24 protein-coding genes are annotated in these 24,970 nt (G+C 62.0%); 15 read left to right on the top strand and 9 right to left on the bottom strand.

Going from position 1 to position 24,970, the window contains the following annotated elements; genetic code table 11:
* Positions 1-5 precede the first annotated feature (5 nt).
* Positions 6-1,466, bottom strand: coding sequence for an Asp-tRNA(Asn)/Glu-tRNA(Gln) amidotransferase subunit GatA (gene gatA / locus B9Z51_RS11300; RefSeq protein ID WP_108374576.1), 1,461 nt, complete (start codon positions 1,464-1,466; stop codon positions 6-8).
* A gap of 3 nt (positions 1,467-1,469) precedes the next feature.
* Positions 1,470-1,769, bottom strand: a complete 300-nt coding sequence (gene gatC / locus B9Z51_RS11295) for an Asp-tRNA(Asn)/Glu-tRNA(Gln) amidotransferase subunit GatC (RefSeq protein WP_090140383.1) — start codon at positions 1,767-1,769, stop codon at positions 1,470-1,472.
* Between the two features lie 210 nt (positions 1,770-1,979).
* Here gatC and B9Z51_RS11290 point away from each other — a divergent pair, with 210 nt between their 5' ends.
* The 4 genes from B9Z51_RS11290 to mrdA all read left to right on the top strand — a co-directional run bounded on the left by B9Z51_RS11290 (position 1,980) and on the right by mrdA (position 6,561).
* The gene (locus B9Z51_RS11290; RefSeq protein ID WP_089952093.1) at positions 1,980-3,023 is read left to right on the top strand and encodes a rod shape-determining protein; all 1,044 of its coding nucleotides are present in this window, start codon (positions 1,980-1,982) and stop codon (positions 3,021-3,023) included.
* A gap of 78 nt (positions 3,024-3,101) precedes the next feature.
* Positions 3,102-4,064, top strand: a complete 963-nt coding sequence (mreC, locus tag B9Z51_RS11285) for a rod shape-determining protein MreC (RefSeq protein ID WP_108374574.1) — start codon at positions 3,102-3,104, stop codon at positions 4,062-4,064.
* Positions 4,061-4,582, top strand: coding sequence for a rod shape-determining protein MreD (gene mreD / locus B9Z51_RS11280; RefSeq protein WP_108374572.1), 522 nt, complete (start codon positions 4,061-4,063; stop codon positions 4,580-4,582). Before mreC ends, mreD begins: the two co-directional genes overlap by 4 nt.
* A 2-nt stretch (positions 4,583-4,584) precedes the next feature.
* Positions 4,585-6,561 (top strand): penicillin-binding protein 2, encoded by a 1,977-nt coding sequence (mrdA, locus tag B9Z51_RS11275; protein ID WP_108374570.1) that lies wholly within the window; start codon positions 4,585-4,587, stop codon positions 6,559-6,561.
* Between the two features lie 1,092 nt (positions 6,562-7,653).
* On the opposite strand, the gene B9Z51_RS11270 is transcribed toward mrdA, so the two are convergent.
* The 5 genes from B9Z51_RS11270 to B9Z51_RS11250 form a co-directional block, all read right to left on the bottom strand.
* Positions 7,654-8,253: a MarC family protein gene (locus B9Z51_RS11270; protein ID WP_108374568.1), complete on the bottom strand. Its 600-nt coding sequence runs from the start codon at positions 8,251-8,253 to the stop codon at positions 7,654-7,656.
* Positions 8,254-8,259: 6 nt separating this feature from the next.
* Positions 8,260-8,673, bottom strand: a complete 414-nt coding sequence (locus B9Z51_RS11265) for a VOC family protein (protein ID WP_108374566.1) — start codon at positions 8,671-8,673, stop codon at positions 8,260-8,262.
* Positions 8,674-8,701: 28 nt separating this feature from the next.
* The gene (locus tag B9Z51_RS11260; RefSeq protein WP_108374564.1) at positions 8,702-9,076 is read right to left on the bottom strand and encodes a hypothetical protein; all 375 of its coding nucleotides are present in this window, start codon (positions 9,074-9,076) and stop codon (positions 8,702-8,704) included.
* A 20-nt stretch (positions 9,077-9,096) separates the two neighbouring features.
* On the bottom strand, positions 9,097-9,456 hold the full coding sequence (locus B9Z51_RS11255) for a TraR/DksA family transcriptional regulator (protein ID WP_233254927.1): 360 nt from the start codon (positions 9,454-9,456) through the stop codon (positions 9,097-9,099).
* A gap of 219 nt (positions 9,457-9,675) precedes the next feature.
* Entirely contained in the window at positions 9,676-10,323 is a 648-nt protein-coding gene (locus tag B9Z51_RS11250; protein ID WP_108374562.1) for a glutathione S-transferase, read from the bottom strand.
* 195 nt (positions 10,324-10,518) lie between these two features.
* Here B9Z51_RS11250 and B9Z51_RS11245 point away from each other — a divergent pair, with 195 nt between their 5' ends.
* A complete protein-coding gene (locus B9Z51_RS11245; RefSeq protein WP_146187748.1) occupies positions 10,519-12,273 on the top strand; it encodes a hypothetical protein in 1,755 nt (584 codons plus the stop codon).
* A gap of 374 nt (positions 12,274-12,647) precedes the next feature.
* On the opposite strand, the gene B9Z51_RS11240 is transcribed toward B9Z51_RS11245, so the two are convergent.
* Complete coding sequence (locus tag B9Z51_RS11240; protein ID WP_108374558.1) at positions 12,648-13,379, bottom strand: ABC transporter ATP-binding protein; 732 nt, start codon at positions 13,377-13,379, stop codon at positions 12,648-12,650.
* A gap of 35 nt (positions 13,380-13,414) precedes the next feature.
* A complete protein-coding gene (locus tag B9Z51_RS11235; RefSeq protein ID WP_108374556.1) occupies positions 13,415-14,413 on the bottom strand; it encodes a tripartite tricarboxylate transporter substrate binding protein in 999 nt (332 codons plus the stop codon).
* Positions 14,414-14,545: 132 nt separating this feature from the next.
* Between B9Z51_RS11235 and B9Z51_RS11230 the strand changes: the two genes are divergently transcribed.
* From B9Z51_RS11230 to B9Z51_RS11185, 10 genes are all read left to right on the top strand, one after another.
* Complete coding sequence (locus B9Z51_RS11230) at positions 14,546-15,565, top strand: PQQ-dependent catabolism-associated beta-propeller protein (protein WP_108374554.1); 1,020 nt, start codon at positions 14,546-14,548, stop codon at positions 15,563-15,565.
* Between the two features lie 7 nt (positions 15,566-15,572).
* Positions 15,573-16,832 carry a branched-chain amino acid ABC transporter substrate-binding protein gene (locus B9Z51_RS11225; RefSeq protein WP_233254926.1) on the top strand — a complete coding sequence of 420 codons (1,260 nt, stop codon included), beginning with the start codon at positions 15,573-15,575 and terminating at the stop codon, positions 16,830-16,832.
* Positions 16,817-17,635 carry an ABC transporter permease gene (locus tag B9Z51_RS11220; RefSeq protein WP_108374552.1) on the top strand — a complete coding sequence of 273 codons (819 nt, stop codon included), beginning with the start codon at positions 16,817-16,819 and terminating at the stop codon, positions 17,633-17,635. The genes B9Z51_RS11225 and B9Z51_RS11220 overlap by 16 nt, the downstream gene beginning before the upstream one ends.
* A gap of 68 nt (positions 17,636-17,703) precedes the next feature.
* The gene (locus B9Z51_RS11215; RefSeq protein WP_233254925.1) at positions 17,704-18,549 is read left to right on the top strand and encodes a quinoprotein dehydrogenase-associated SoxYZ-like carrier; all 846 of its coding nucleotides are present in this window, start codon (positions 17,704-17,706) and stop codon (positions 18,547-18,549) included.
* The gene (locus tag B9Z51_RS11210; protein ID WP_108374550.1) at positions 18,546-19,553 is read left to right on the top strand and encodes a quinoprotein relay system zinc metallohydrolase 1; all 1,008 of its coding nucleotides are present in this window, start codon (positions 18,546-18,548) and stop codon (positions 19,551-19,553) included. Before B9Z51_RS11215 ends, B9Z51_RS11210 begins: the two co-directional genes overlap by 4 nt.
* 243 nt (positions 19,554-19,796) lie before the next feature.
* On the top strand, positions 19,797-21,515 hold the full coding sequence (locus B9Z51_RS11205; protein WP_255419306.1) for a PQQ-dependent methanol/ethanol family dehydrogenase: 1,719 nt from the start codon (positions 19,797-19,799) through the stop codon (positions 21,513-21,515).
* A gap of 10 nt (positions 21,516-21,525) precedes the next feature.
* A complete protein-coding gene (locus B9Z51_RS11200) occupies positions 21,526-22,317 on the top strand; it encodes a hypothetical protein (RefSeq protein ID WP_108374548.1) in 792 nt (263 codons plus the stop codon).
* A gap of 49 nt (positions 22,318-22,366) precedes the next feature.
* Positions 22,367-22,687 (top strand): c-type cytochrome, encoded by a 321-nt coding sequence (locus B9Z51_RS11195; RefSeq protein ID WP_108374546.1) that lies wholly within the window; start codon positions 22,367-22,369, stop codon positions 22,685-22,687.
* A gap of 114 nt (positions 22,688-22,801) precedes the next feature.
* Positions 22,802-24,094, top strand: coding sequence for a sensor histidine kinase (locus B9Z51_RS11190; RefSeq protein ID WP_108374544.1), 1,293 nt, complete (start codon positions 22,802-22,804; stop codon positions 24,092-24,094).
* Entirely contained in the window at positions 24,091-24,729 is a 639-nt protein-coding gene (locus B9Z51_RS11185; protein WP_233254924.1) for a response regulator transcription factor, read from the top strand. The genes B9Z51_RS11190 and B9Z51_RS11185 overlap by 4 nt, the downstream gene beginning before the upstream one ends.
* The last annotated feature ends 241 nt before the right edge of the window (positions 24,730-24,970 follow it).

Below are 24,970 nucleotides of genomic sequence, written 5' to 3'. Positions count from 1 at the left end.
ACACGTCAAATCCCCTGAGGTTTTTGAAGGTGCCAATCGGTCGCTTGTTGCAGGCGGTGCGCGGCGTTCAGCAGCTGGGCTTCCTTGAAGTAGTTGCCGATCAGTTGCAAGCCCACGGGCATGCCGCCCGCGCCAAAGCCCGCAGGCACGCTCATACCGGGCAAACCCGCCAGCGAAGCAGGCAGCGTGAAGATGTCGGCCAGGTAGTCGGCCACCGGGTCGTTGGCGTTCTCGCCAAACTTCCAGGCCACCGATGGGGCCACGGGGCCAGCGATGACGTCGCATTCTTTGAACGCGTTTTGGAAGTCGTCGGCGATCATGCGGCGGATTTTTTGGGCTTGCAGGTAGTACGCGTCGTAGTACCCATGCGAGAGCACATAAGCACCCGTCATGATGCGGCGCTTGACCTCATTGCCAAAGCCTTCGGCGCGGGTCTTTTTGTACATGTCCACCAGATCGGTGTAGTCCTTGGCGCGGTGGCCGAACTTCACGCCGTCAAAGCGGCTGAGGTTGGAGCTGGCTTCGGCTGGGGCAATGATGTAGTACACCGGAATCGACAACTCGGTACGCGGCAGGCTGATGGGCACCAGCTTGGCACCCAGCTTTTCGTATTCGCGCAATGCGCTGTCCACGGCGGCACGCACGTCGGCTGCCAGGCCTTCGCCAAAGAACTCTTTGGGAATGCCAATGCGCAGGCCTTCAAGCGAGTTGTTCAGCGATGCCGTGAAATCTTCGGTGGGCATGTCCAACGAAGTCGAGTCACGGTCCAAATCCGCGCCGCACATGGCGCTCAACATCAGGGCGCAGTCTTCGGCGCTGCGGGCCATGGGGCCGGCTTGGTCCAGGCTCGATGCGTAGGCGATCATGCCGTAGCGACTGGCGCGGCCATAGGTCGGCTTGATGCCGGTGATGCCGCAAAAGCTGGCGGGCTGGCGGATTGAGCCGCCCGTGTCGGTGCCCGTGGCGGCAGGCGCCAGGCCTGCGGCCACAGCGGCGGCGCTGCCGCCAGAAGACCCGCCGGGCACGCGGGCCGTGTCCCAGGGGTTTTGCACCGGGCCGTAGGCCGAGTTTTCGTTGGCCGAGCCCATGGCGAATTCGTCGCAGTTGAGCTTGCCCAGGGTGACCATGCCCGCCGTGCGCAGGCGCTGCACCACGGTGGCGTCAAAAGGCGAGCGGTAGCCGCTCAGGATTTTGGAGCCTGCGGTGGTGGCGAAGTCGCGGGTGACGAATACGTCTTTGTGCGCCACGGGTACGCCTTCGAGTGGGCCAGCGGTGCCGTCGGCCAGTTTGGCATCCGAGGCGCGGGCTTGGGCCAGCGTCACTTCGCTGTCGATGTCCAAAAAGGCGTTGTGCGGGTTGCCGCCCATGCGGGCCAGGAAGCGCGTGGCGACTTCGACCGCACTGACTTCTTTGGTCTGTAAAAGGCTGGCCAGCGATTTCACGCTGAGGTTGTGCAGATCACTCATGGCTTACTCGATGACTTTGGGAACCAGGAACAGGCCGCGCTCGACGGCCGGGGCGCTTTGCTGGTTCAAATCGCGTTGGTTGGGCTCGCTCGCCACATCGGGGCGCAGGCGCAGCGTGATGTCCTGAATGGCCGCCACGGGGTGGGCCATGGGGGTGATGCCGGTGGTGTCAACCGCCTGCATGGCTTGGACGATGCCAAAAAAGCCGTTGATCTGAGTGAGCATGCGCTCGCTTTCTTCGGGCTTGAGTTCCAGACGGGCGAGGTTCGCGATCCGGGCAATATCCTGCGGGGTCAGGGACATGGTTTGAAAAGAGTTGTAAAGGTCTGTTTTTCCAAGCCGGGGAATACGTCAACGCACGTCCCAGGCCGGGGGATCGGGTATTATCCTGTGTTTGCTGCGGCGCGCGGAGAACATCCCGTCATGCCCGCCTCACACCCCAGATTTTTGACCGTCGTGCCAGCCGCCCTGCGTTTTTGAGCCGCCGGTGGCTGAACGCCAAAGGATTTCCGAATGTTTTCCTCATTCCGCCGTTATTTTTCCAGTGACCTGGCCATCGACCTGGGCACTGCCAACACCCTGATTTTTGTGCGCGACAAGGGCATCGTGCTCGACGAGCCCTCCGTGGTCGCCATTCGCCACGAAGGCGGCCCCCAGGGCAAAAAGACCTTGCAGGCCGTGGGCCACGAGGCCAAGGCCATGCTGGGTAAAGTGCCTGGCAACATCGAAGCCATCCGCCCCATGAAAGACGGCGTGATCGCCGACTTCACCGTGACTGAGCAGATGCTCAAGCAGTTCATCCGCATGGTGCACCCCCGCAGCACCTTCCGCCCCAGCCCCCGCATCATCATTTGCGTGCCTTGCGGTTCGACCCAGGTCGAGCGCCGGGCGATTCGTGAATCGGCTTTAGGCGCAGGTGCTTCCGAGGTGTACCTGATCGAAGAACCCATGGCCGCAGCCATCGGCGCGGGCTTGCCCGTTTCCGAAGCCTCTGGCTCCATGGTGGTCGACATCGGCGGCGGCACCACCGAAGTGGGCGTGATCTCGCTGGGCGGCATGGTCTACAAAGGCAGCGTGCGCGTGGGCGGCGACAAGTTCGACGAAGCCATCATCAGCTACATCCGCCGCAACTACGGCATGTTGATCGGTGAACCCACAGCCGAATCGATCAAGAAAAACATTGGCTCGGCCTTCCCTGGCAGCGAAGTCAAGGAAATGGAAGTCAAAGGCCGCAACCTGTCCGAAGGCGTGCCCCGCAGCTTCACCATCAGCTCCAACGAAATCCTTGAAGCCCTGACCGATCCGCTCAACCAGATCGTCTCGGCCGTCAAGACTGCCCTGGAGCAAACCCCGCCTGAGCTGGGCGCCGACATTGCCGAACGCGGCATGATGCTCACCGGTGGTGGCGCCTTGTTGCGTGACCTGGACCGCTTGCTGGCCGAAGAAACCGGCCTGCCGGTGCTGGTGGCCGAAGACCCGCTGACTTGCGTGGCCCGTGGTTGCGGCATGGCGCTGGAGCGCATGGACCAGCTGGGCAGCATTTTCACCAGCGAGTAAGCCGTTCGCTTTGGGGGCTGCAGACCTGTGTGCCTGGTGCCTTTTTCCCCTCTCACCTGAAAACGGCTCTTCCCAACCATGGCCTTGGATACCATCGACCGCAGTGTCCCGCCGATTTTTCGGCAGGGATTGTCTGCGACGTCCAAGCTGGTGATGCTGGGGCTGCTGTCCATCTTGCTGATGGCGGCAGACCACCGTTTCAAGATCTCTCAACCCATCCGCTCGGGCATTTCCATCGTGCTGGCGCCACTGGAGTGGCTGTCTTTGCAGCCAGGGCGCACCATCCATGCCGCCGCCCAATATTTTGGCGATTTGAATGAAGCCCAAGATGCTGCTCAGGTTTTTCAAAGCCGCACCATTGCCCAGGCGCAGCGTCTGCAACAAGTCGAGCAGCTGACCCAGGAAAATGCCCAGTTGCGGCAATTGCTGGACTTGCGCAACGAAGTGGCTGGTCCTTCCAAAGCCGTGCAGGTGCTGTATGACGCGGCAGACCCCTACACCGACCGTGTGGTGGTGGATCGGGGCCAGCTGGCGGGCATTGCCGCAGGCTCGGCCGTCATCGATGCGGCAGGCGTGGTGGGGCAGGTCACGCGCGTCTATCCGTTTGTCAGTGAGGTCACTTTGCTCACCGACCGCGAGCAGACCATCCCCGTCATGAATGCCCGCACCGGCAGCCGCCATGTGGCGTACGGGGGCTCCTCGGAGGCGGGCTCTCTGGACCTGAAATTTGTGCCCTCCGGCACCGACATGCAACAAGGTGATTTGCTGACCACCAGTGGCATTGACGGGGTTTATCCACCCGGTTTGCATGTGGGGCGCATCAGCCGCATTGATCGCCGTGTGGACTCCTCGTTTGCCCGTGTTCAGGCCACCCCGGTGTCGGTTCAGCGTGGCCGTCATCTGCTGGTGCTCATGCCCGTCAAGGATTGGCCTGCCAAACCTGCACCTCAGCCAGAAGTCCAGCGCGTGCCCAGCGCCAAAGGCAAGGCCGCGCCTTCATTGCCCGCCTCAGCCGCATCCACCTCAGGAGCCACGCCATGATCATGCCCGCAGGTCGTCCGCTGTTGCTGCCGGCCAACCCCCGCTTCATCGCCTTCACGCTGGTGTTGGCGCTGCTGCTGAACATGCTGCTGGGCTTGAGCGGTTTTCGCTGGTTGCCCGATGTGCTGGCCATTGTGTTGGTGTTCTGGAACGTGCACCAGCCTCGGCGTGTGGGCCTGGTGCTGGCATTTTTGCTGGGGCTGGCGCTGGATGTGCACGAAACCGCCTTGCTGGGCCAAAACGCCTTGTCTTACGTGGTGCTCAGCAGCATGGCCATGGCGATCCAGCGTCGTTTGCTGTGGTTTTCGCTGGGTGAACAGGCGCTGCAAATCGTGCCCCTGTTTGTGATCGCCGCCTTGGTCGAATGGGTCACGCGCCTGGTGGTGCAAGATGCCTGGCCGCACTGGAGCCAATTGTTTGCGCCGCTCATGCAGGCTGCGCTGTGGCCCCTGGTGGGCACCTTGCTGCTGGCGCCTCAACGGCGTGCCTTTGCCCCCGACAACATCCGTCCGCTTTGACCATGTCGCTGAGCCTGCCTTCGCTCGCTGAACTGCGTGATACCCAAGCAGAAATCCAGAAGTTTCGCCGCCGGGTGGTGGTTACCCAGTTGTTTGTCCTGTTCTGTTTTGCTTTGCTGGCCATCCGGTTGTCGTATCTGCAAATCGTGCGGCATGAGGACCTGCTGGAGCAAGCCGAAAACAACCGCACATCGGTGGTGCCCACGGTGCCGCCCCGGGGCACGATCCTGGACCGCAATGGCGTGGTGCTGGCCAGCAATTATTCGGCCTATACGCTGGAGATCACGCCCTCGAAAGTCGTGGACCTGGAGGCGACCATCAATGAACTGAGCGAGCTGGTCGACATCCAGCTCAAAGATCGCCGCCGCTTCAAGCGTCTGCGTGAAGACTCCCGCAGTTTCGATTCCTTGCCGATCCGCACGCGATTGACCGACGAAGAAGTGGCACGCTTCAGTGCCCAGCGCTTTCGCTTTCCGGGGGTGGAGATCAAGGCGCGCCTGTTCCGGCAATACCCATTCGGCGAGCTGGCCAGCCATGTGATCGGTTACATCGGCCGCATCAATGCCCGCGAAAAAGAACGCATTGAAGAAGACGACGATGCAGGCAATTACCGGGGCACCGAATACATCGGCAAGCTCGGCGTGGAGCAGCGTTACGAGCGGGAACTGCACGGCATCACTGGGGTGAACCAGGTCGAGACTTCGGCCGGGGGCCGAGCCACACGCAGCCTGTCCAGCCGTCCAGCCACGCCCGGCCAGAACGTGGTGCTGTCCATCGACATCCATTTGCAAAAAATGGTGGAAGACCTGTTTGGCACACGTCGCGGCGCCTTGGTGGCCCTGGACCCCAACACCGGCGAAATTCTGGCTTTTGTCAGCAAGCCCACGTTTGATCCGAACTTGTTTGTCGAAGGCATCGATGTTGAGAGTTGGCAAACGCTCAATGAGTCGCTGGACAAACCACTGCTCAATCGGGCGCTGCGTGGCACGTATCCGCCAGGCTCAACCTACAAACCCTTCATGGCGCTCGGGGCCTTGACCACTGGCAAACGCAGCGCCAGCACCATCATCAACGATGCCGGATCGTGGACGTTTGGTGGGCACACCTTCCGAAGCCACGGCGACACAGGCCTGGGCGGGGTGGACATGGTGCGTGCCATCACCTTGTCCAGCAACGTGTACTTTTATTCGCTGGCCAATGACATGGGGGTGGACACCATCCATGATTTCATGAAGCCCTTGGGCTTTGGCCAGATCACCGGCATCGACTTGCCGGGTGAGGTGCGCGGCGTGCTGCCCAGCACCGACTGGAAGCGCAACTACTACAAAAAGCCCGAGCAACAAAAATGGTACGCGGGTGAAACCATCTCGCTGGGCATCGGCCAAGGCTACAACGCCTTCACCATGCTGCAACTGGCCTCTGCCACGGCCACGGTGGCCAGTGGCGGTCTCAAATTCACGCCCCGCGTGGTCAGCGCCACACAAGATGCCTTGACGCACGCCCAGTCATCGGTGGCCGATACAGCCCCCGTTAACCTGGGCTACAACCCGGACCACATCGCCGTGGTTCGCAACGGCCTGGTGGGCGTGGTGACTTCGGGCACCTCGGCCCAGGTGTTTGCGGGTGCGCCCTACCAAAGTGCGGGCAAAACCGGCACGGCGCAGGCGGTAACGATTGGCCAAAAAGACAAATACAACGCTGCCAAATTGGCGGAACACCAGCGCGACCATGCGCTGTACATGGCTTATGCGCCTGCCGATGCGCCCAAGATTGCACTGGCGGTGGTAGTGGAAAACGCAGGTTTCGGGGCGGTGTCTGCCGCGCCCATTGCCCGCCGGGTGTTTGACTATTGGCTCGAAGGCATCTACCCCAGCGAAGACGACATGGCCGCGACCCAAAAAGGCCAATCCAGCCGCCCCATCGGCACGCCCCGCACCAAGCAAGACGTACCTTTGCTGAGCACCAAGCTGGCCAACTGAGGCTGAGCATGCACAGGCACCTGTCGGACTCTGCGAGTGCCAACCTACAAAAGCAGCATCTCCCCTCGTAGGTCGGTGGTCGAAGACCCCGACATGGTGTGCTGAGGCGGTGGCGCCCGATGCTTGCGGCGGTGCTTGTACAGGCACCTGTCGGACTCTGCGAGTGCCGACCTACAAAAGCAGCATCTCCCCTCGTAGGTCGGTGGTCGAAGACCCCGACATGGTGTGCTGAGGCGGTGGCGCCCGATGCTTGCGGCGGTGCTTGTACAGGCACTTGTCGGACTCTGCGAGTGCCGACCTACAAAAGCAGCATCTCCCCTCGTAGGTCGGTGGTCGAAGACCCCGACATGGTGTGCTGAGGCGATGGCGCCCTATGCTCGCGGCGGTGCTTGTACAGGCACCTGTCGGACTCTGCGAGTGCCGACCTACAAAAGCAGCATCTCCCCTCGTAGGTCGGTGGTCGAAGACCCCGACATGGTGTGCTGAGGCGGTGGCGCCCGATGCTTGCGGCGGTGCTTGTACAGGCACTTGTCGGACTCTGCGAGTGCCGACCTACAAAAGCAGCATCTCCCCTCGTAGGTCGGTGGTCGAAGACCCCGACATGGTGTGCTGAGGCGATGGCGCCCTATGCTCGCGGCGGTGCTTGTACAGGCACTTGTCGGACTCTGCGAGTGCCGACCTACAAGAGCAGCATCTCCCCTCGTAGGTCGGTGGTCGAAGACCCCGACATGGTGTGCTGAGGCGATGGCGCCCGATGCTCGCGGCGGTGCTTGTACAGGCACTTGTCGGACTCTGCGAGTGCCGACCAACAAGAGCAGCATCTCCCCTCGTAGATCGGTGGCCGAAGACCCCGACATGGGTGTGCTGAGGCGATGGCGCCCGATGCTTGCGGCGGTGCTTGTACAGGCACTTGTCGGACTCTGCGAGTGCCGACCTGCAAGAGCAGCATCTCCCCTCGTAGATCGGTGGCCGAAGACCCCGACATGGTGTGCTGAGGCGGTGGCGCCCGATACTTGGGGCGGTGCTTGTACATGTGCTTGTCGGCCCCTTCTTGAAGCGACTTGCGAGGGCGCTGCAGTTGCAGAGCCTGTGTCAATGGGGCCAGGATTGGGCCAAGGATTTCAGGCCCCGGATCAGCATCTCCACCGAAATTGACACCAGGATCAGGCCCATGAGCCGTTCAAACGCGCTCACCACACGCAGGCCCACCAGGCGCTGCAGACGCTCGGCCAGCAGCAAGACCCCGGCGCACACCAGCATGGTCACGCTCAGCGCGGCCACCCACTCCAGGCGCCGATCAGGTGCTTGACTCACCAGAAGCAGCACCGTGGCCAAGGCCGAAGGCCCTGCCAGCGCCGGAATGGCCAGCGGCACGATCAGGGGTTCGGCCATTTGCACTGGGGTGTCTTGCGCAGGCGGCGGAAAAATCATGCGCAGTGCAATCAGGAACAGCACAAGCGCGCCGCCGATTTGCAAAGACACATCCGACAGGCTCATGGCCTGCAAAAACGATTGGCCCACAAACATGAAAGCCAGCAAGAGGCCAAAAGCGATCAGCACCTCGCGCACGATCACACGGGCACGGCGCTCGGGCGGCACGGCCTGCAAGGCGTTCACAAATATCGGGATGTTGCCCAGTGGGTCGGTGATCAGCAGCAACAAAATGGTGGCCGAGGCAAAGGTGTGTTCCATGGTCGGTCAGCTCGCGTAAACCGTGTCCAGGCTGGAAAAGCCTTTGACCTCGATGGGGTTGCCGAAAGGGTCCATGAAAAACATGGTCCACTGCTCACCCGGTTGCCCGGCAAAGCGCAAGTGCGGTTCAATGACAAAGTTCATCTTGGCGGCCTGCAAACGATCAGCCAATGCTTGCCAATCGTCCTTTTGCAAGATCAGTCCGAAATGTGGCATGGGCACCAAATGCTCACCCACATGCCCGGTGAGGCTGGTCTTGAAGGGCTCGCCCAGATGCAAAGAGATCTGATGCGAGAAAAAATCAAAGTCCACCCAGGTGGCGGTCGAACGTCCCTCCTTGCAACCCAGCAGGCCGCCATAAAAGCGGCGCGCCTCGTCGAGGTTGGTGACGTGAAAAGCAAAATGAAACAGGCTGCGCATGCGTCAAAGCATAGCAGCACGTGACGTGTCAAATCTTGCCGGGGGGCAATGCCATGGCGTCAAATTTCTTGAAATATTGGCGCGCCAAGGCCGCCAGTTGCGCATCGCTGGGGTGGTCTGTGGCGATGCTGTCCACGATGCATTGTCCCGTGGCCGGTTGCTGAGCGTTACACCAGGCATGAAAGTCCTGCCGAGCCAGGCCCGGACCGGTCAGCAACACTTCGTGGACACCCTTCAATGCCTTGGCGATGTCCTGGTAAAACGCCCCTGAGTCACTGGCCTTGCCTTCGTGTTTGTGGTGGCTGCGCGATTTGATGCGTTGCGCCTCAACATGTTCACGGTCAAACATGACAACGTGGGCTTCGCTGTGGTCCATCCAGACCACTGAGTGAAATGTGCTCATGGGGGGCTTTCTTCAACCAATCAATGGGGGTTTTCAAGTGCGGCCTGACACCCAATGCAACGCAATGCGGCAGGGTAGGCGGCCAAACGGGCTTCGGGAATCTGCACGCCGCAGTCTTTGCATTTGCCGTACAGACCCGCATTCAGGCGCTCCAGGGCTTCTTCAAAAGCCCCCAGCTCGGCTGTTTCGTGCTCGTTCATGGCGAACTCGTCATCGCGTTCGGAGATGGCTTGTGCCCGATTTTCAAAATCGCGCACATCGTGTTCGGCCGCCATGTCGACACGCGACACCAAGCCGCCGCGCTCTTGCGCCATGCGTTGCAGAAGTTGATCGCGCGCCTGCACAAGGCGTTCGCGGTGGAGTGTGTTGGATGAGGTCATGTTTTCATCCTGAACCTGAGCGGCACGCGTGATGTTGATGTGCATCAAGAAGCTGACAGCCTGTACGACCTGCGGGGGGTTGTAGGTCGGTGGCTTCAGCCCCGACATGGCGCCTGTGTCGGAGTCGACCGACGTCTGACCAGAAAGAACCGACCTGAGGGGTAGGTGCAGGTCGGTGGCTTCAGCCCCGACCTGTCGGGCAAAGCGAGTGCGCTCGCTTCAGGCTGCCTTCATCCGGGACAACATCAACTCGGTGTTGGCTTTGCGGTCGGCATTGACTTGCTGCATGGTGGGCCGTTCGTTCATGCGTTTGATGTAGTCGCGCACCGGCAGCTCTGCCAAGAAGTCGCGGCCATACACCAGCTTGGTTGCGCCAGATACCAGCGGCAGGTGGACCACTGCCGCGCAGTCTGCCAGGGTCAGCTGATCGCCCGCCACAAATGGCGAAAACTTGGCCAGCTGGGCAAAGGCAGCCACGTTCTTTTCCAGCTGAGCACCGACTTTTTCTTTCGTGCTGTCGCTGATTTTTCCGCCGAAAAACGCCTGCGGATAAAGGTTGCGGGCGACCAGTTCAAGGTGCAGTTCCAGAAAAGTCACCAGCTCGCGCACTTTGGCAGCCGCCAAGGGGTCTGCGGGCAGCAGCGGGTTCTGAGGGTACTGCTGCTCGATGTATTCCATGATCACACCAGACTCGCACAGTGAGCCACCGGGCGTCTTGATGTAAGGCACTTTGCCCAGCGGGCTGGCAGCTGCATCGGTTTTCCCGACCCAAGCCAGTTCTTCCTCAAATGGCACGTCTTTTTCGAGCAAGGCGAATTTGACTTTGTTGTAGTAATTGCTGGCCGCAAAGCCGCAGAGTGTGAGCATGTGAGGTCTCCTGATGTGTGAACGGCAAAGGCTACCTGTTTCGAGGTGCTTGGGGCGTCACGCAGATGACGTGTTGCATTGTCTCGGGCTTCATTCAACAGTGTCTTTGACGGATGCATAAATATTTAATTTAAAAGTACTAAAAAATTTAACTTTGTGTTAAAAATTAGCTCTTTTTAAATTGGAGATGTTGCTGTGAGTCATCAAATTTTGAAATCGACCATGTTGGCTGTGAGTGTTGCGGCGCTGGCCGCTTGTGGGGGCGGTAGCCCAACTACAACGCCCGAAAAAACAACCGGTGACGTGACCTTGAGCGGAACAGCCGCTACCGGTGCGGCCATGGCCAATGCAACCATCAAGGTCAAGTGCGCCACAGGTGATAAAAGCACCACGGCCGATTCCAAGGGCGCTTACTCCGTCACCATCACTGGCGCGAGTTTGCCTTGCGTGATTGAAGCCACCGATGGCACCAATACACTGCATTCCTTGGCTGAAGGGACAGGCGCAGGCACGTCCACAGCCAACGTAACGCCGCTGACAGAATATGTGTTGGCCCAAGTGATGGGTTCAGAAAAAACCGAAGATATTTTCAATAGTTTTGACAGCGCTGCACAAGGCAAGCTGACCAGCAGCAAAGTAGCAGAAGCCGTCACGGCCATCAAGGCGAGTTTCAAGGATGTGCTGACCATCGATTTCGACCCGCTCAAAGTTGAATTCAAAGCCGCCGTCAACGGCGAAGGTGGTGATGCCACAGACAAGATCCTCGACAAACTGTTGTCCCTGGCGCAACAAGACAGCCCTGAAGCAACCCCGAAGGACGCCCTCAAGGCTTTGACCAAGAAAGTGGTGGTCGCAGGAGGAGGGGCAGCGGCTTCATTGAATTTGGCCAAATTGCCGGTTGACAATTGTCCTGCCGTGCGCAATGTGCCTTACAGGATCATCACCTTGGCTGGAAGTTATGGTGTCACCGCCAGTACCCAATGGGACAAACAGGAAGTGGTTGCCGCTTGGAATGACAGTGATGAAAGCAGTCAGTCGAATGCAGTGGCGTTTGATGCCGCGCAGCCCTGCAAATATGAGTTAACACCCGCCAACAGCAATGGCAAAAAAATGCAAGGAGCTGTTGCCGCTTCGGGGGTCTTTGTGATGCGAGATCCTGGCTCGGTGAACTCCGAGGCTGGTTTGGCCATTGGTTTCCCAGCGCAAACCATTCCTCTAGCCGATCTTGCTGGGACTTGGAATGCATTGCAGTATCAAAAAGAAGTCAACAACTGGATCAACAAGCAAATCACCTTCACCTTGGATGCCAATGGCAACCTGACAAATTTCCAAAATTGCAGTGGCACAACTCAAGCCAGTGACACATGCGTTGCGGTTGATGCTAATAAGAGTCCCAAGGCCTTGGTCGCCAACAGCAAAGGTGGCTTTGATATGGTGAATCAAAGCGACGCGAAAACAGGCAATCGACTGTTTGGGTATCGCAATGCCAGTGGTGAATTGATGATGGTCAGCACGGGTTCAAATTCAGGTAGCGCGGGTCCGGGCATGCTCATCGCCACCAAAAAAAGAACTTTGACATTGCCGAAGGTCAATGACGTGGCCAAGATATGGGACATCCAGGCGTCTGTCTCAAGCTCGTTAACCTTGGTCAGCTCATTCAGCGCTTCGCAGGTCACCGTCAAGTCGGTGGGTTCGAACTCGGCCACACGTGTTCGCGATACCGTAGATGGCGCAGCCGATGGCCGTGAGGACACCTTGAGCTACAACCAGCCTCGCGACGGTTTGCGTTACCGCGCTGCGGGTAGCTATACACCCGCTGGAGCCACAACCCCGAAACCCATCTCGGCTGCTGTACAGATGCCCATCAAAGACATGGGGCTGACAGTGACGGCCGGTACGGGAAGTGACAGCACAGGCAAATTCCTGAATTTGAGTGTCGCCATGCCCTGAAAGGCATTGATCGCAGCTTCGACATGTTGGCTTCACAACAGCCGCATGTCGGGGCTGAAGCCGCCGACCTACAACATATTCGGCTATCCCGTAGGTCGGTACTCGCAGAGTCCGACAGGGCCGTTCACCGATGGCGCTCATTCATGCGATTGCGCCCATTCAAGTCAACGTCGGGGTCTTCGCCCACCGACCTGCGAATAACCGTGACCCCTCTTGCAGGTCGGTACTCGCAGAGTCCGACATGGCCGTTCACCGATGGCGCCCATTCATGCGATTGCGCCCATTCAAGTCAACGTCGGGGTCTTCGACCACCGACCTACGAAAACCCGTGACCCCTCATGTAGGTCGGTACTCGCAGAGTCCGACAGGGCCGTTCAAACCCGCGTCAAACTTAAAAACGCGGCTTGCACCGTAGCCTGCCCGGTGTCGGTCAGCAGGTCGCTCACGCGGCCTTGGTGGCGGATGGCGCCTTTGTGCAAGACGATCACGCGGTCAGCGTGTTCGACTTCTTCCACCAGGTGTGTGGCCCAGAGGGTGGCCACGCCTTGTTCGCGTTGCAGGTCTTGCACCGCTTGCAACAGTTGCACGCGCGAGGCCGGGTCCAGACCCACGGTGGCTTCGTCCATCAGCAGCACGGCGGGGCGGTGCAGCAGGGCGCGCACCAGTTCGATCTTGCGGCGGTTGCCGCCCGACAGGGTGCGGCAGGGTTTGTGCAGATGTTCCATCAGGCCCAGGCGTTCCAGCCCTTCGTGGATGCGTGCGTCGGCCGTGGCGCGGGGCATGCCGTGCAGGTCGGTGTGAAAGCGCAAATTGGCCTGCACGCTCAAGTCCAGGTCAAGAGCCGGTTGCTGGAACACCACCCCCAGGTGTGACAGGGCGCGGGGTGCCGCAGTCCGCATGTCGTGGCCCATGATGTGGATGCTGCCCTGGTCGGGCGCAAACAAGCCGGTCAGCAGCTGCATCAGCGTGGATTTGCCCGCGCCGTTGGGGCCCAACAGCGCCACGCGCTCGCCGGGCTGGAGGCTCAGGCTGACATCGCGCAGCGCCGGATGGCCCTGGTAGGACTTGCTGAGGGATTGGGCTTGCAGGGGCAGGGGTGTGCTCATGGGGTGATTCGTGGGGATGGGCCGGGAGGGCGAGTTCATTCGGCCAGCAGTTTCATGCGTTGCAGCAGTTTGCGTTCGCGCTGTGAGCTTTGAGCCAGCATTTGCCGGTACGCCAAACCATCCAGGTAGCTGGCGTCCTGGTCGTAGCGTTGTAACTCGGCCAGGTGCCGGGGGGTCAACATGGCTGCTTTGAAGGCGTCGTGCAGCGCACCGATCACGCCAGCAGGTGTTCCGGTCGGGGCCACCAGGCCCCAGGGTGAGTGGTAGACGGCCTGGGCATAGCCCAGCTCTTTCATGGTGGGCACCTGCGGCCAGCGGGCGCTGCGCTGTTCGCTGAAGACGGCCAGCAGGCGCAGCTTGCCTTGTTCGACCCAGGGCGCAAAACCGGTGGAGTTCATGCCCGCCATGATGGTGCCGCTGGCCAGCGCCAGCATCTGGTCGGTCGTGCCTTTGAAGGGGATGTGGGTGTAGCTGATTTGCTGCGCGCCCAGCAATTCTTCCATGGCCAGGTGCGGCGTGGAGCCCATGCCGGTGGAGCCGAGCATCAGCGCACCGGGGTTTAGACGTGCCCAGTCCAGCAGGTCCTGCACTTTTTGCCAGGGGCTGTTGGCGGGCACCAGCAGGCCAAAGGTGGTGCTGGACACTTGCAAGATGGGCGCCAGGTCGATCAGCGGGTCCCAGGGCACTTTGTTCATCAGCGCATGGCGCAGTACTGGCAAGGGCAGCTGGCCAATGGTGTAGCCGTCGGGTGCAGCCGCTTTGAGCAGCGGCGCCACCATGGTGCCGGCCGCACCGGGCCGGTTGACCACCACCACTGGCTGCCCCAGTCGGTTGCCCGCTTCTTCAGCCAGGATGCGGATGCTCAGGTCAGTGCCACCGCCAGCGGGCCAGGGCACGATGAGCTGTATGGGTTTTTGTGGCCAGGCGGTGGCTGCCAGACTGGCCCCGGACAAGGTGGGCACACCCAGGGCCGCCAAGTGCAGCAGCCAGTTTCTGCGGGTGAGTTTGTCCGGGTAATTTCTGAAAGACGTCATGGCTTTGAAGATAGCAAAATACAAGCCAGTCGGCCTATGCGTGCCATCCCTCGGTTTTGGCACGGGAATTGCCGATCAACCCCCAAGTTTGTTGCGAAACGGAACACATTGATGGATCAGGAGACAAAACCCATGAGCAAAGCCAGGACCCCGTTGCCATGGCCCGATCGGCGCTGGCGTGCAGCGCTCGGCATGGCCTGCGCCTTGTTGGCGGGAGCGGACATGGCCCACGCTCAGGCGGCCCCATCTGCGGCCCGGGTGTATGTGTCCAATGAAAAGGACAACCAGATCGTGGTGTTTGATGCGCAGGGCCAGAACCTGGCGCGCATTCCCGTGTGCCAGCGTCCGCGTGACATGAAATTCAGCCCCGATGGGACGCGCATCCTGGTCATCTGCGCCGACAGCAACCAGCTCGGCTGGGTCGATCTGGCGCAGCAAAAAATGGTGGGTACCCTGCCTTTGGGCGACAGCCCGGAGATGTTTGGCCTGTCCCCCGATGGCAAGACAGCCTATGTCTCCAGCGAAGACGACAGCGCCTTGCAGGCCTTTGACCTGGTCACGCGCAAGAAACTGTTCGAGGTCAAGACCGGCGGCGAGCCCGAAGGCGTGTTGGTCATGCCCGATGGGCAGTTTGCCTATGTCACCTCTGAGGTGGCCAACGTGGTTCACCGCATCGACCTCCAGCAAAAGAAGGTGTTGCAGAACATCAAGGTCGGCAGCCGCCCGCGCCGCTTCTCGCTCTCGCCCGATGGCAAGGAGGTGTGGGTCAGCAACGAGCTGGGCGCCAGCGTGAGCGTGATCGACGCCGCCACGCAGCAAGTCAAGGCCACCGTGCCTTTTCAGATCGCGGGCATGCGCGCCTCGGACATCACGCCTGTGGGCTTGGTGCACAGCCCGGACGGGCGCAGCGTGTGGGTGAGCCTGGGCCGCGCCAACCATGTGGCCGAGGTGGACGCCGTCAGCAAACAGCTGCGCCGCACCGTGCTGGTGGGCAAACGCGCCTGGGGCCTGGCCCTGAACAAGGCGGGCAGCATGCTGTATGTGACCAACGGCCTGTCGGACGACATGACGCTGGTGGACACCGCCCAGGGTAAGGCATTGCGCAGCGTGGCCGCCGGGCGCGTGCCGCACACGGTGCTGGTGCGGGAGTGAGCGGCGCATGAACAGCTTGACTTCACGCTTCACAAGTTCGCGCACCTTGTGGCTGGCCACTTGGACCGTGGCGGCGGCGGTTGCGGCGCAGGCCGCCACGCCTGCTTCTCCTGCGGTGAAATCGTCCGCAGCCAACGCGACCGCCAAATCGGGCAACACCTTGCAGGTGGCCGTGGTGTCCGTGGCCGACGATGCGCGTTACCAACCCCGCCGCGCCGAGCGCCGCTGGCCCGGGCATTCAACCGGGCGCTTGCTGTCGGCCGCACGTCTGGCTGTGGACGATGCCCAGGTCGAGTTGCAAGAGGCCGGCTTGAGCCTGCGTCTGCGCGAGGCGGTGGCCGCTGACGCCGACCAGCTGGCCGCGACCTTGCAGCAGCTGCAAACCGACAAGGTGGCTTACTGGCTGCTGGACTTGCCCGATGCGCTCATGCCGCAGGCCGTGCAGGCGGCCCAAAAAGCCGGGGCTTTGGCCATCAACGCCAGCAGCCCGCTGGACAGTTTGCGCAGCCAGTCTTGCGGCGCGTCGGCGGTGCTGCACAGCTACCCCAGCCAGAGCATGCTGGCCGATGCGTTGGCGCAGTTTTTGGCGGCGCGTTCGTGGCGCGAGGTGCTGGTGCTGCAAGGCAGCAGCCCGGCAGACCAGTTGCAGCTGCAAGCCTGGCAACGTGCCAGCAAACGCTATGGCCTCAAGACCACCGACACCAAAACCTTCAAACTCAGCGGCGACCCGCGTGAGCGCGACGCGGCCAACCCCAAACTGCTCACGGCCGAGCGCAAGCACGAGGTAGTTGCCGTGTGGGACGCCGAAGGCGAATTCGCCCGCAGTCTGGTCTATGCCACCCAGTGGCCGCGACCCGTGTTGGGCAGCAGCGGCCTGACAGCGCTGGCCTGGCATGCCCAATGGGAGCGCTATGGCGGCCCGCAGCTCAACCGCCGCTTTGTCAAACTCACGCAGCGGCCCATGACGGGCCAGGACTGGGCCGCTTGGGTGGGCGTCAAATCGTTGGTGACCGCTTGGGTTGCCGAGCCCAAGGGCACGCCCCAAACGCTGGCCGCCCGGCTGCGCACAGGCCAGGTGCAGGTGGATGGCTTCAAGGGCCAGTCGCTCAGTTACCGAGCCTGGGACGGCCAGCTGCGCCAGCCGGTGTTGCTGGCGCATGCCGATGGCGTGGTGCAAACCGCCCCCATGGAGGGGGTACTGCACCCGATCGACACACTCGACACCTTGGGTGTCGATGACAAGGAAAGTCCATGCAAGACACGTTGAGCCTCGTTCACCTGGGGCGTGCGGCGCGGGCCGTGGTGGGCCGTGAGATCCACAAGTTTTTGCGCCAACCTGCGCGCCTGGCCTCGGCCCTGGTGCGGCCCTTGCTGTGGTTTGTGGTGTTTGCGGCGGGTTTTCACAATGTGTTCGGCGTCTCCATCATCCCGCCTTACGAGACCTACATCGAATACAAGGTCTACATGGTGCCCGGCTTGCTGGGCATGATCGCGCTGTTCAATGGCATGCAAAGTTCGCTGTCCCTGGTCTATGACCGCGAAATGGGGCTGATGCGCCTGCTGCTCACAGCCCCCCTGGCGCGGGCCTGGTTGCTGGGCTTCAAGCTGCTGGCGGGCACCAGCTTGTCGCTCTTGCAAATGCTTGTGTTCCTGTTGATCGCCGTGCTGCTGGGGGTCGAGGTGGACGCGCTCAATGTGCTGCTGGCCTTGCCCACGCTCATGCTGGCGGCCTTGCTCATGGCGTCCATGGGGCTGGTGCTGTCGGTGCATGTGCGCCAGCTGGAAAACTTTGCCGGGGCCATGAACTTTGTGATCTTCCCGATGTTTTTCATCAGCTCGGCGCTTTACCCGCTGTGGAAGTTTGAAGAGTCGGGTGCCTGGTGGCTCTATCAGCTGGCCCAGATCAACCCCTTCACCCAGGCCGTGGAGACCATGCGTTTTGCCCTGCATGGCCAGACCTATGGCATGGGCTGGCTGGTGGGCGTGGTGGGCACGCTGGTGTTTTTTGGGCTGGCCGTGCGCGGCTACGACCCGCAACGCGGCGCCATGCGCCAGCGCGGCGCGGCTTGAGCCATTTCGCCCTTCACGCTTTTTTAATCCCCTGCATCCACCCCACGATTCACACAACAGGTGATCAGATGACCGACCGTTTCTTGCCCATGCGTTCAGGGCGTGACCCCTGGGGTTCTCGCAGAGCCGCCTTGCAGTTGGGCGGTGCTGCTGCGCTGGGGGCAGTACTGCCCTGCTGGCCCGTGCAAGCCCAGGACCAGACCGGCGGCGACCCGCTGGGCTCCATGCAGTGGCCGGGCATTGTGCGCAAATTCATGGGGCAGGGGGCCTGGCACTTCACCGACGAGGTCATCGTCAAGGGCCCCGAATTTGCCGAAGACGCCATGAACGTGCCTATCTGGCTCGATGCCCGGGCCTTGCAGCGCAGCGCAGGCCCGATCGAACGCATCGTGGTGGTGGCCGACCGCAACCCGATCCAGCACATTCTGGACTTTGAGCCCTTGAACAGCTGGCCGGTGCTGGCCTTTCGCTTGCGCATGGAGCAGGGTTCGCCCGTTCGCGCCCTGGTGCGCACCCAAGACGGCCGCTGGCATGTGGGCCAGACCTGGGTCAATGCGGCCGGTGGCGGCTGCACCGTGCCCGGTGCCAGCCGCGCAGACGGCTCCTGGAGCCGCACACTCAACCAAGTGCAGGCGCGGGTGTTTCGCAATGTGCTCGAAGGCGGCACCCGTTTGCGCTTGCGCATCATGCACCCCATGGACACCGGGCTGGTGGGCGGCATACCGGCCTTTCACCTGGAACAGCTCGAACTGCGTGACGCCCAGGACCGGCCCAGCTGGCGCATGCATTTGCACGAACCGGTCTCGGAAAACCCCTTGCTCACGCTGGAGCTGGGCGACGGCGCCCAAGGCCCCTGGCAGCTCTTGGGCCGCGACAACAACGGCAACCGCATCGACGAAAGGTTCAAGGCATGAGCCGCCCTCTGTTGGGAGTGGGGTTGGGGGTGTGGGCCGGGGTGCTGGCGCTGTGCCTGTCCTCGGGGGCCATGGCTGTGGACCTGGCCACAGGCGACTACCAGCTCCAGCCGCGCCAAGTTGCCGCACAGACCTGGGTGATCGAAGGCGCAGTCGAAGATTTCAGCCGGGCCAACGGTTGCAACATCATCAACACCGCCTTTGTGGCCACGGATGAGGGCGTGCTGGTCATCAACACGGGGCCGTCCTGGCGCTACGGCCAGCAGCAGCGGGCGGCCATTGCCCGCACGGTGCCCCAATCGCTCAATCAGGGGGTCAAGCAGGTGGTCAATCTCAACCTGCACCCCGATTATTTCTTTGGCAACCAGGCCTATGCCGATGTGCCGGTGTTGGCGCTCGGCGGCAGCCGTGCGGGCATGCAGGCCGAAGGCAAGGCCTATGAAGACAACCTCTACCGCCTGTGCGGTGACTGGATGAAGGGCACCGAATCGACCCCGGCGCGCCAGACGCTGACACCCGGACCTTTTGTGCTGGGTGGCCATGCGCTCGAATGGCGGCGCCTGCAAGGTCACACGGCGGACGACTTGCTGCTGATTGACCACAGCACCGGCGTGCTGTTTGCCGGTGGGCTGGTGTTTGCCGACCGCGTGCCCACCTTGCCGCACGCCAAGCTGCCCGACTGGATCGCCAGTTTGCGCACAGTGGCCAGCTGGATCGACCAGGGCACGGTGCACACCGTGGTGCCCAGCCACGGCCCGGTACACCGTGGCCGCTACGGCGTGGACCAGACGCTGGACTGGTTGCAGTGGCTGCACCAGCGCCTGCACAGCAGCGCCAGCCAGGGGCTGGATTTGTCCGAGGTCTTGCGCCTGCCTATTCCCGAGCGTTTTTCGCGCTGGGCGGCCTTGTCTGCCGAATACGCCCGCAGCGTCACCTACCTGTACCCCCAGTACGAAACTGATCAGTTTGCAACGCAGACTGTTCAGGCTGAAACTGGGCGTTGATCCAAAGTTGAACACTGTCACAAGCCGACTTGGGCCTCGAGGGGCGTGTTGGCCTGATTTTGGGGGCTGGAGGGGCGAATTTTTCAGGGTTTTCACTGAAGCGAGAGGCGCTGCAAAACCGGGCAAGCTGGCACGCTATTTGCGGAAATGCTTGCTGACGCCATGCCGGGTGTGTTTCAAAAACCTGGCGAGTCGTTCAATTTCATCCACGCTCTGACCCGTCTAAAAACAGGAGACACCACTGTGAAACTTAAACTTTTGAGCCTGCTCGTCACCCTGGCCGCCGCGCAAGTCGGCGCCCAGGTCACCAACGACATGATCAGCAAAGACGCTGCCACCACCAATGACGTGCTGTCATGGGGTCTGGGCACCCAAGGCCAGCGCTATTCGCCGCTGACCGATGTGAACGCCAAGTCCATCGGCAAACTGACCCCCGTCTGGTCCATGTCATTTGGCGGCGAAAAGCAGCGCGGCCAGGAATCCCAGCCGCTGGTGCACAACGGCAAGATGTTCGTCACCGCCTCTTACTCGCGCATCTTCGCGCTCGACGCCAAGACCGGCAAAAAGCTCTGGAAGTACGAGCACCGTCTGCCCGAAGGCATCATGCCTTGCTGCGACGTGATCAACCGTGGCGCTGCCCTGTATGACAACCTGGTGATTTTCGGCACGCTGGACGCCCAGCTGGTCGCTTTGGATCAGACCACCGGCAAGGTTGTCTGGCGCGAGAAGATCGACGACTACGCGGCTGGTTACAGCTACAGCGCAGCTCCTTTGATCGCCGAAGGCTTGTTGTTGACCGGTGTGTCCGGTGGTGAGTTCGGTGTGGTCGGCCGTGTCGAAGCACGCGACCCCAAGACCGGCAAGATGGTCTGGTCACGCCCTGTGGTCGAAGGTCACATGGGCTACAAAGATGGCAAGGAAAACGGCATCTCCGGCACCACCAACGCCACTTGGCCGGGTGACACCTGGAAGTCTGGCGGCGCAGCCACCTGGCTGGGTGGCACGTACGATGCCAAGACCGGCCTGGCCTACTTTGGCACGGGCAACCCCGGCCCCTGGAACAGCCACCTGCGCAAGGGTGACAACCTGTACTCCACCTCCACCGTGGCCATCGATGTCAAGTCGGGCCAGATCAAGTGGAGCTACCAGAACACCCCCAACGACGCCTGGGACTTCGACGGTGTGAACGAGTTCATCACCTTCGACATGGACGGCAAGCGCGTGGGCGCCAAGGCAGACCGCAATGGCTACTTCTATGTGAACGATGCGGCCACCGGCAAACTGCTCAACGCCTTCCCCTTCGTGACCAAAACCACTTGGGCCAACGGCATCGACCTGAAGACCGGCCGTCCCAACTTCGTGCCTGAAAACCGTCCTGGCGACCCCACAGGCGCAGGCGGCGATGGCACCAAAGGCAAGGCCGTGTTTGCAGCCCCAGGCTTCCTGGGCGGCAAGAACCAGATGCCCATGGCCTACAGTCCCAAGACCAACCTGTTCTATGTGCCTTCCAACGAATGGGGCATGGAAATCTGGAACGAGCCCGTCACCTACAAAAAAGGCGCGGCTTACCTGGGCGCAGGTTTCACCATCAAGCCTCTGTATGACGACTACATCGGCTCGCTGCGCGCTGTGAACCCCAAGACCGGCAAGATCGAGTGGGAAGTCAAGAACGAAGCCCCTCTGTGGGGCGGTGTGCTGGTCGCAGGCGACCTGGTGTTCTGGGGCACGCCTGAAGGCTACCTGAAGGCCGCTGATGCCAAGACCGGCAAAGTGGTGTGGCAGTTCCAGACCGGCTCGGGCGTCGTGGCGCCACCCATCACCTGGAAAGAAGGCAACGACCAGTACGTGTCCGTGGTCTCTGGCTGGGGTGGTGCGGTTCCGCTGTGGGGCGGTGAAGTGGCCAAGAAGGTCAACTTCCTCGAACAAGGTGGCTCCGTCTGGACCTTCAAGCTGAACAAGTGAGTGTTCGGCCATGCCCCTGAATAACTCCGCGTCAGCGGACAAACAGGGGCATGCTGGCCAGACCATGGCGCTTGCCGCTTTGGCCTGGGCCTTATCTGGGGCGGTCATCTGCGCACAGGCAGATGACCGCCCTTTTTTGCGCACCACGAACGCGTTGGCGGCCGACGATGACGACGGTTGGGAAGTCAGCAGCACCCTGCTGGCCAACCGCAAAGGCCAGGCGCTGAGTGTGCAAATCGAACATGACCTGAGCGCCACGCAGCGGCTGGAAGTCGAGTTCGGTCACACCACCCGTGCCGATGCCCCCGAACCCGAACAGGGCCTGCGCCTGCGCAGCCTGTGGGTCTCACCCGCAGATGCCGGTTGGGGCCTGGCCACCAAACTCGGCCTGGAGCCGCGCAGCCCCGCTGGCCCCGAGCGCTGGCAGGCCCTGCTGGCGCTGTCTGTACCCGGCCTGCATGAACGCTTGTGGCTGCATGCCAATCTGGGCTTGCAGTGGCGACGAGGCGACATGCGGCGTGACGATGCGCCCCGCGAAGAGGCGGGACTGGCCCCCGTGGCCGAGCGTCGCACCTGGGTCGGTTCCCTGGCCGGGCAGTACGCCCTGTCACCGCAGCGCACGCTGTACCTGGAAGCAGCCGGCAGCCGCGACGGCCTGGACCGCTTGCTGCACCTGGGCGTGCGCCACTGGCTGGTGCCGCACAAACTGGCGCTGGATGTGGGCGGCGGTCGCCAAAACGGGGCTGAGCGCACGGGCGGCTTTGTGGCCGTCAACCTGAGTTTCTTTGATCTGAATTTTTAACCTGAATTTTTAACCTTTTAACCTTTTGACCTGATTGAAAGACCCGAACATGAAGACCCAACAACTCCTCATCACGTTTGCCCTGGGCATGTGCGCTGTGGGCCTGGCCCAGGCCAGCGATGGCGAGAGCCTGCTCAAGGACAACGGCTGCCTGTCTTGCCACGCCAAGGCCGAAAAAATCGTCGGCCCCTCCTACCTGAGCGTGGCCGACAAATACCGGGGCGACAAGGACGCCGTGGCCGCACTGGTGCAATCCATCCAGAACGGCTCCAAGGGCAAATGGGGCCGCATCCCCATGCCCGCGCACAGCAGCATGAGCCAGGATGACCTGAAAACCGTGGCGCGCTACGTGCTGGCCACCAAGCCCTGATCGGCCTGTTCTTGCGGCGGGTCTGGCACCCGGCTGGAGAGCGGCACAATCTCCAGCTTCACGACCCGTGGCCTATTTCCTCATTGCTTACCCATTTTTTGCCCCTTTGATGCCATGGATTTACGCCGAACACTCCTCACCAGGCTGACCCTGGCCTTTGCAGCGCTGCTGCTTGTGTTTGGCGGAGTCTGGCTGCAGGACTTGCGCCAGGACGCGCTGGCCGAGCAACAAGCCACCTCGCGGCTGGTTGCGCTGCTGCTGGACAAGTCCAGCCTGGACGCACCGCAGCAGCTGGCTGCAGCACTAGCGCCGGGGCAGTTCCGGCATGTGTCGGTGCAGCTGGCCAACCCGGGTGCCGAGCCCCAGGCGGCGGATGTCACAGCGGCCGAGCCACCAAGGCTCATGCGCTGGCTGGGCCTGTCCAACGAGGTGGGCCAGGCACACCGCATCCGTGTGGGCGGGCAAGAGTTGACCATTCGCCCCGACCCGGGCAGCGAGTTCCGCGAAAAACTCACCGACTCCCTGCAGGTGCTGGTCATGCTGGTGCTGTTTTGCGGCATCTGCCTGGGCCTGACCTGGTTTGCCGTGGACCATGCCTTGTCCCCCGTGAAAGAGCTCAACGCCGGTCTGGTGCGCCTGGCCACCGGTGAAGACCAGGCCCGCTTGCCCGGCTTTGCCCTGCGCGAATTTGCCGCCATTGCCCAGGTGGTGGACCAGCTGGCCGAGAGCTTGAGCCGTGCCCGCGACAGCCAGCGCCGCCTCACGCGCCAGCTGATGGACGTGCAAGACCAGGAGCGGCGCGCCTTGGCCGCCGAGCTGCACGACGAGTTTGGCCAATCGCTCACCGCCATCAGCGCCACTGCGGCCTACATCGAACACCACGCCCACCATGCCGAGGCGGCCACGTTGACCGATTGCGCCCGCGAAATCGGCAGCGAATCGCGCCGCATCTCGGGCCATGTGCGGCAACTGCTGACCAGCTTGCGCCCCTATGGCCTCGAAGACAGCGGCATGCGCGAAGCCCTGCGCGAACTGGTGGCAGGCTGGCAGGCCCGCCTGCCCGACCGGCAAATCGATTGCCACATCGCCCCACTGCCCGCAGTCTCGGCCGACGTGGCGCTGGCCCTTTACCGCTGCTTGCAAGAGGCGCTGACCAATTGCGTGCGGCACAGCGGCGCACAGTGCATCGAGGTGCAGGCCGGTTTGCAAGGTGGGCGGATTCACCTGACCGTGTCTGACAACGGCAGCGGCCAGGCCCAGACCCTGCAACGCCAGGCGGGCGGGGGTCTGCTGGGCCTGCGCGAGAGGCTGGCCATGGTGGGCGGCCACTTGCAGATTTCAGACCGCGCAGGCGGTGGCGTGGTGCTGAGTGCCACGCTGCCTGTGCAAGCCAAGGAGACTTTGTGAGCATTCAGGTGATGATCGTGGACGACCATGCCGTGGTGCGCACGGGCTACCGCAGGCTGATCGACGCCGAGCCCGACTTGCGCGTGGTGGCTGATGTGGCCACGGGCGACGAGGCCTGCGCGGCCTTGCGCGACACGGCCATTGACGTGGTCGTCATGGATTTGTCCTTGCGCGAAGGCAGCGGTCTGGAGGCCATCAAACGCCTGCTGGAGCGCCAGCCCCATTTGCGCGTGCTGGTCTTCAGCATGCACCAGGCCGTGGGCTACGTCACCCAGGCCTTGCGCAACGGGGCGGTGGGCTACATCACCAAAAATTCGGAGCCGCTGGAGATGATCGCCGCCATCCGCAAAGTGGCTCAGGGCCAGCGCGTGTTTTCGGCCGATGTGGCCCATGCTCTGGCCTGCCAGGCGGCCGACGGCAGCGATGCGCTGGAAAGCCTGACGCCCCGCGAGTTTGAAATCCTGCGCCTGTTCACCAGCGGCCAGCCCCCCACCCAGGTGGGCGAGCAATTGCACCTGAGCGGCAAAACCGTGCTCAACCACCTGTCCAACATCCGCCGCAAACTCGACGTCAACTCCGAACTCGAACTCCTCCTGCTCGCCGCCCGCCACGGCCTGGTGAACCTGGATGCGTAAGCCGCACCCGCAGATTCCAACCTTGCGCTCTTCGCAGGTCGGCACCTTCAGGTCCGACATTGCCGGTTTGGCAAAGGTTCATGTCGGGGCTGAAGCCACCGACCTACAAATACACGGATCCCGTAGGTCGGACCTTCAGCTCCCACAAAGTTTGAGACTGCATGCCATCGCCGGGAAATTTTCCCGGCACTCACGGGCGTGATTCCCAGGCGTGTTGCAGGCCTGGGGGCTAAGCTTCAAG

Origin of the sequence: Limnohabitans sp. T6-5 (genome assembly GCF_003063315.1) — a bacterium.
GTDB lineage: Bacteria > Pseudomonadota > Gammaproteobacteria > Burkholderiales > Burkholderiaceae_C > Limnohabitans_A.
This window is presented reverse-complemented; position numbering and strand designations above follow the sequence as displayed.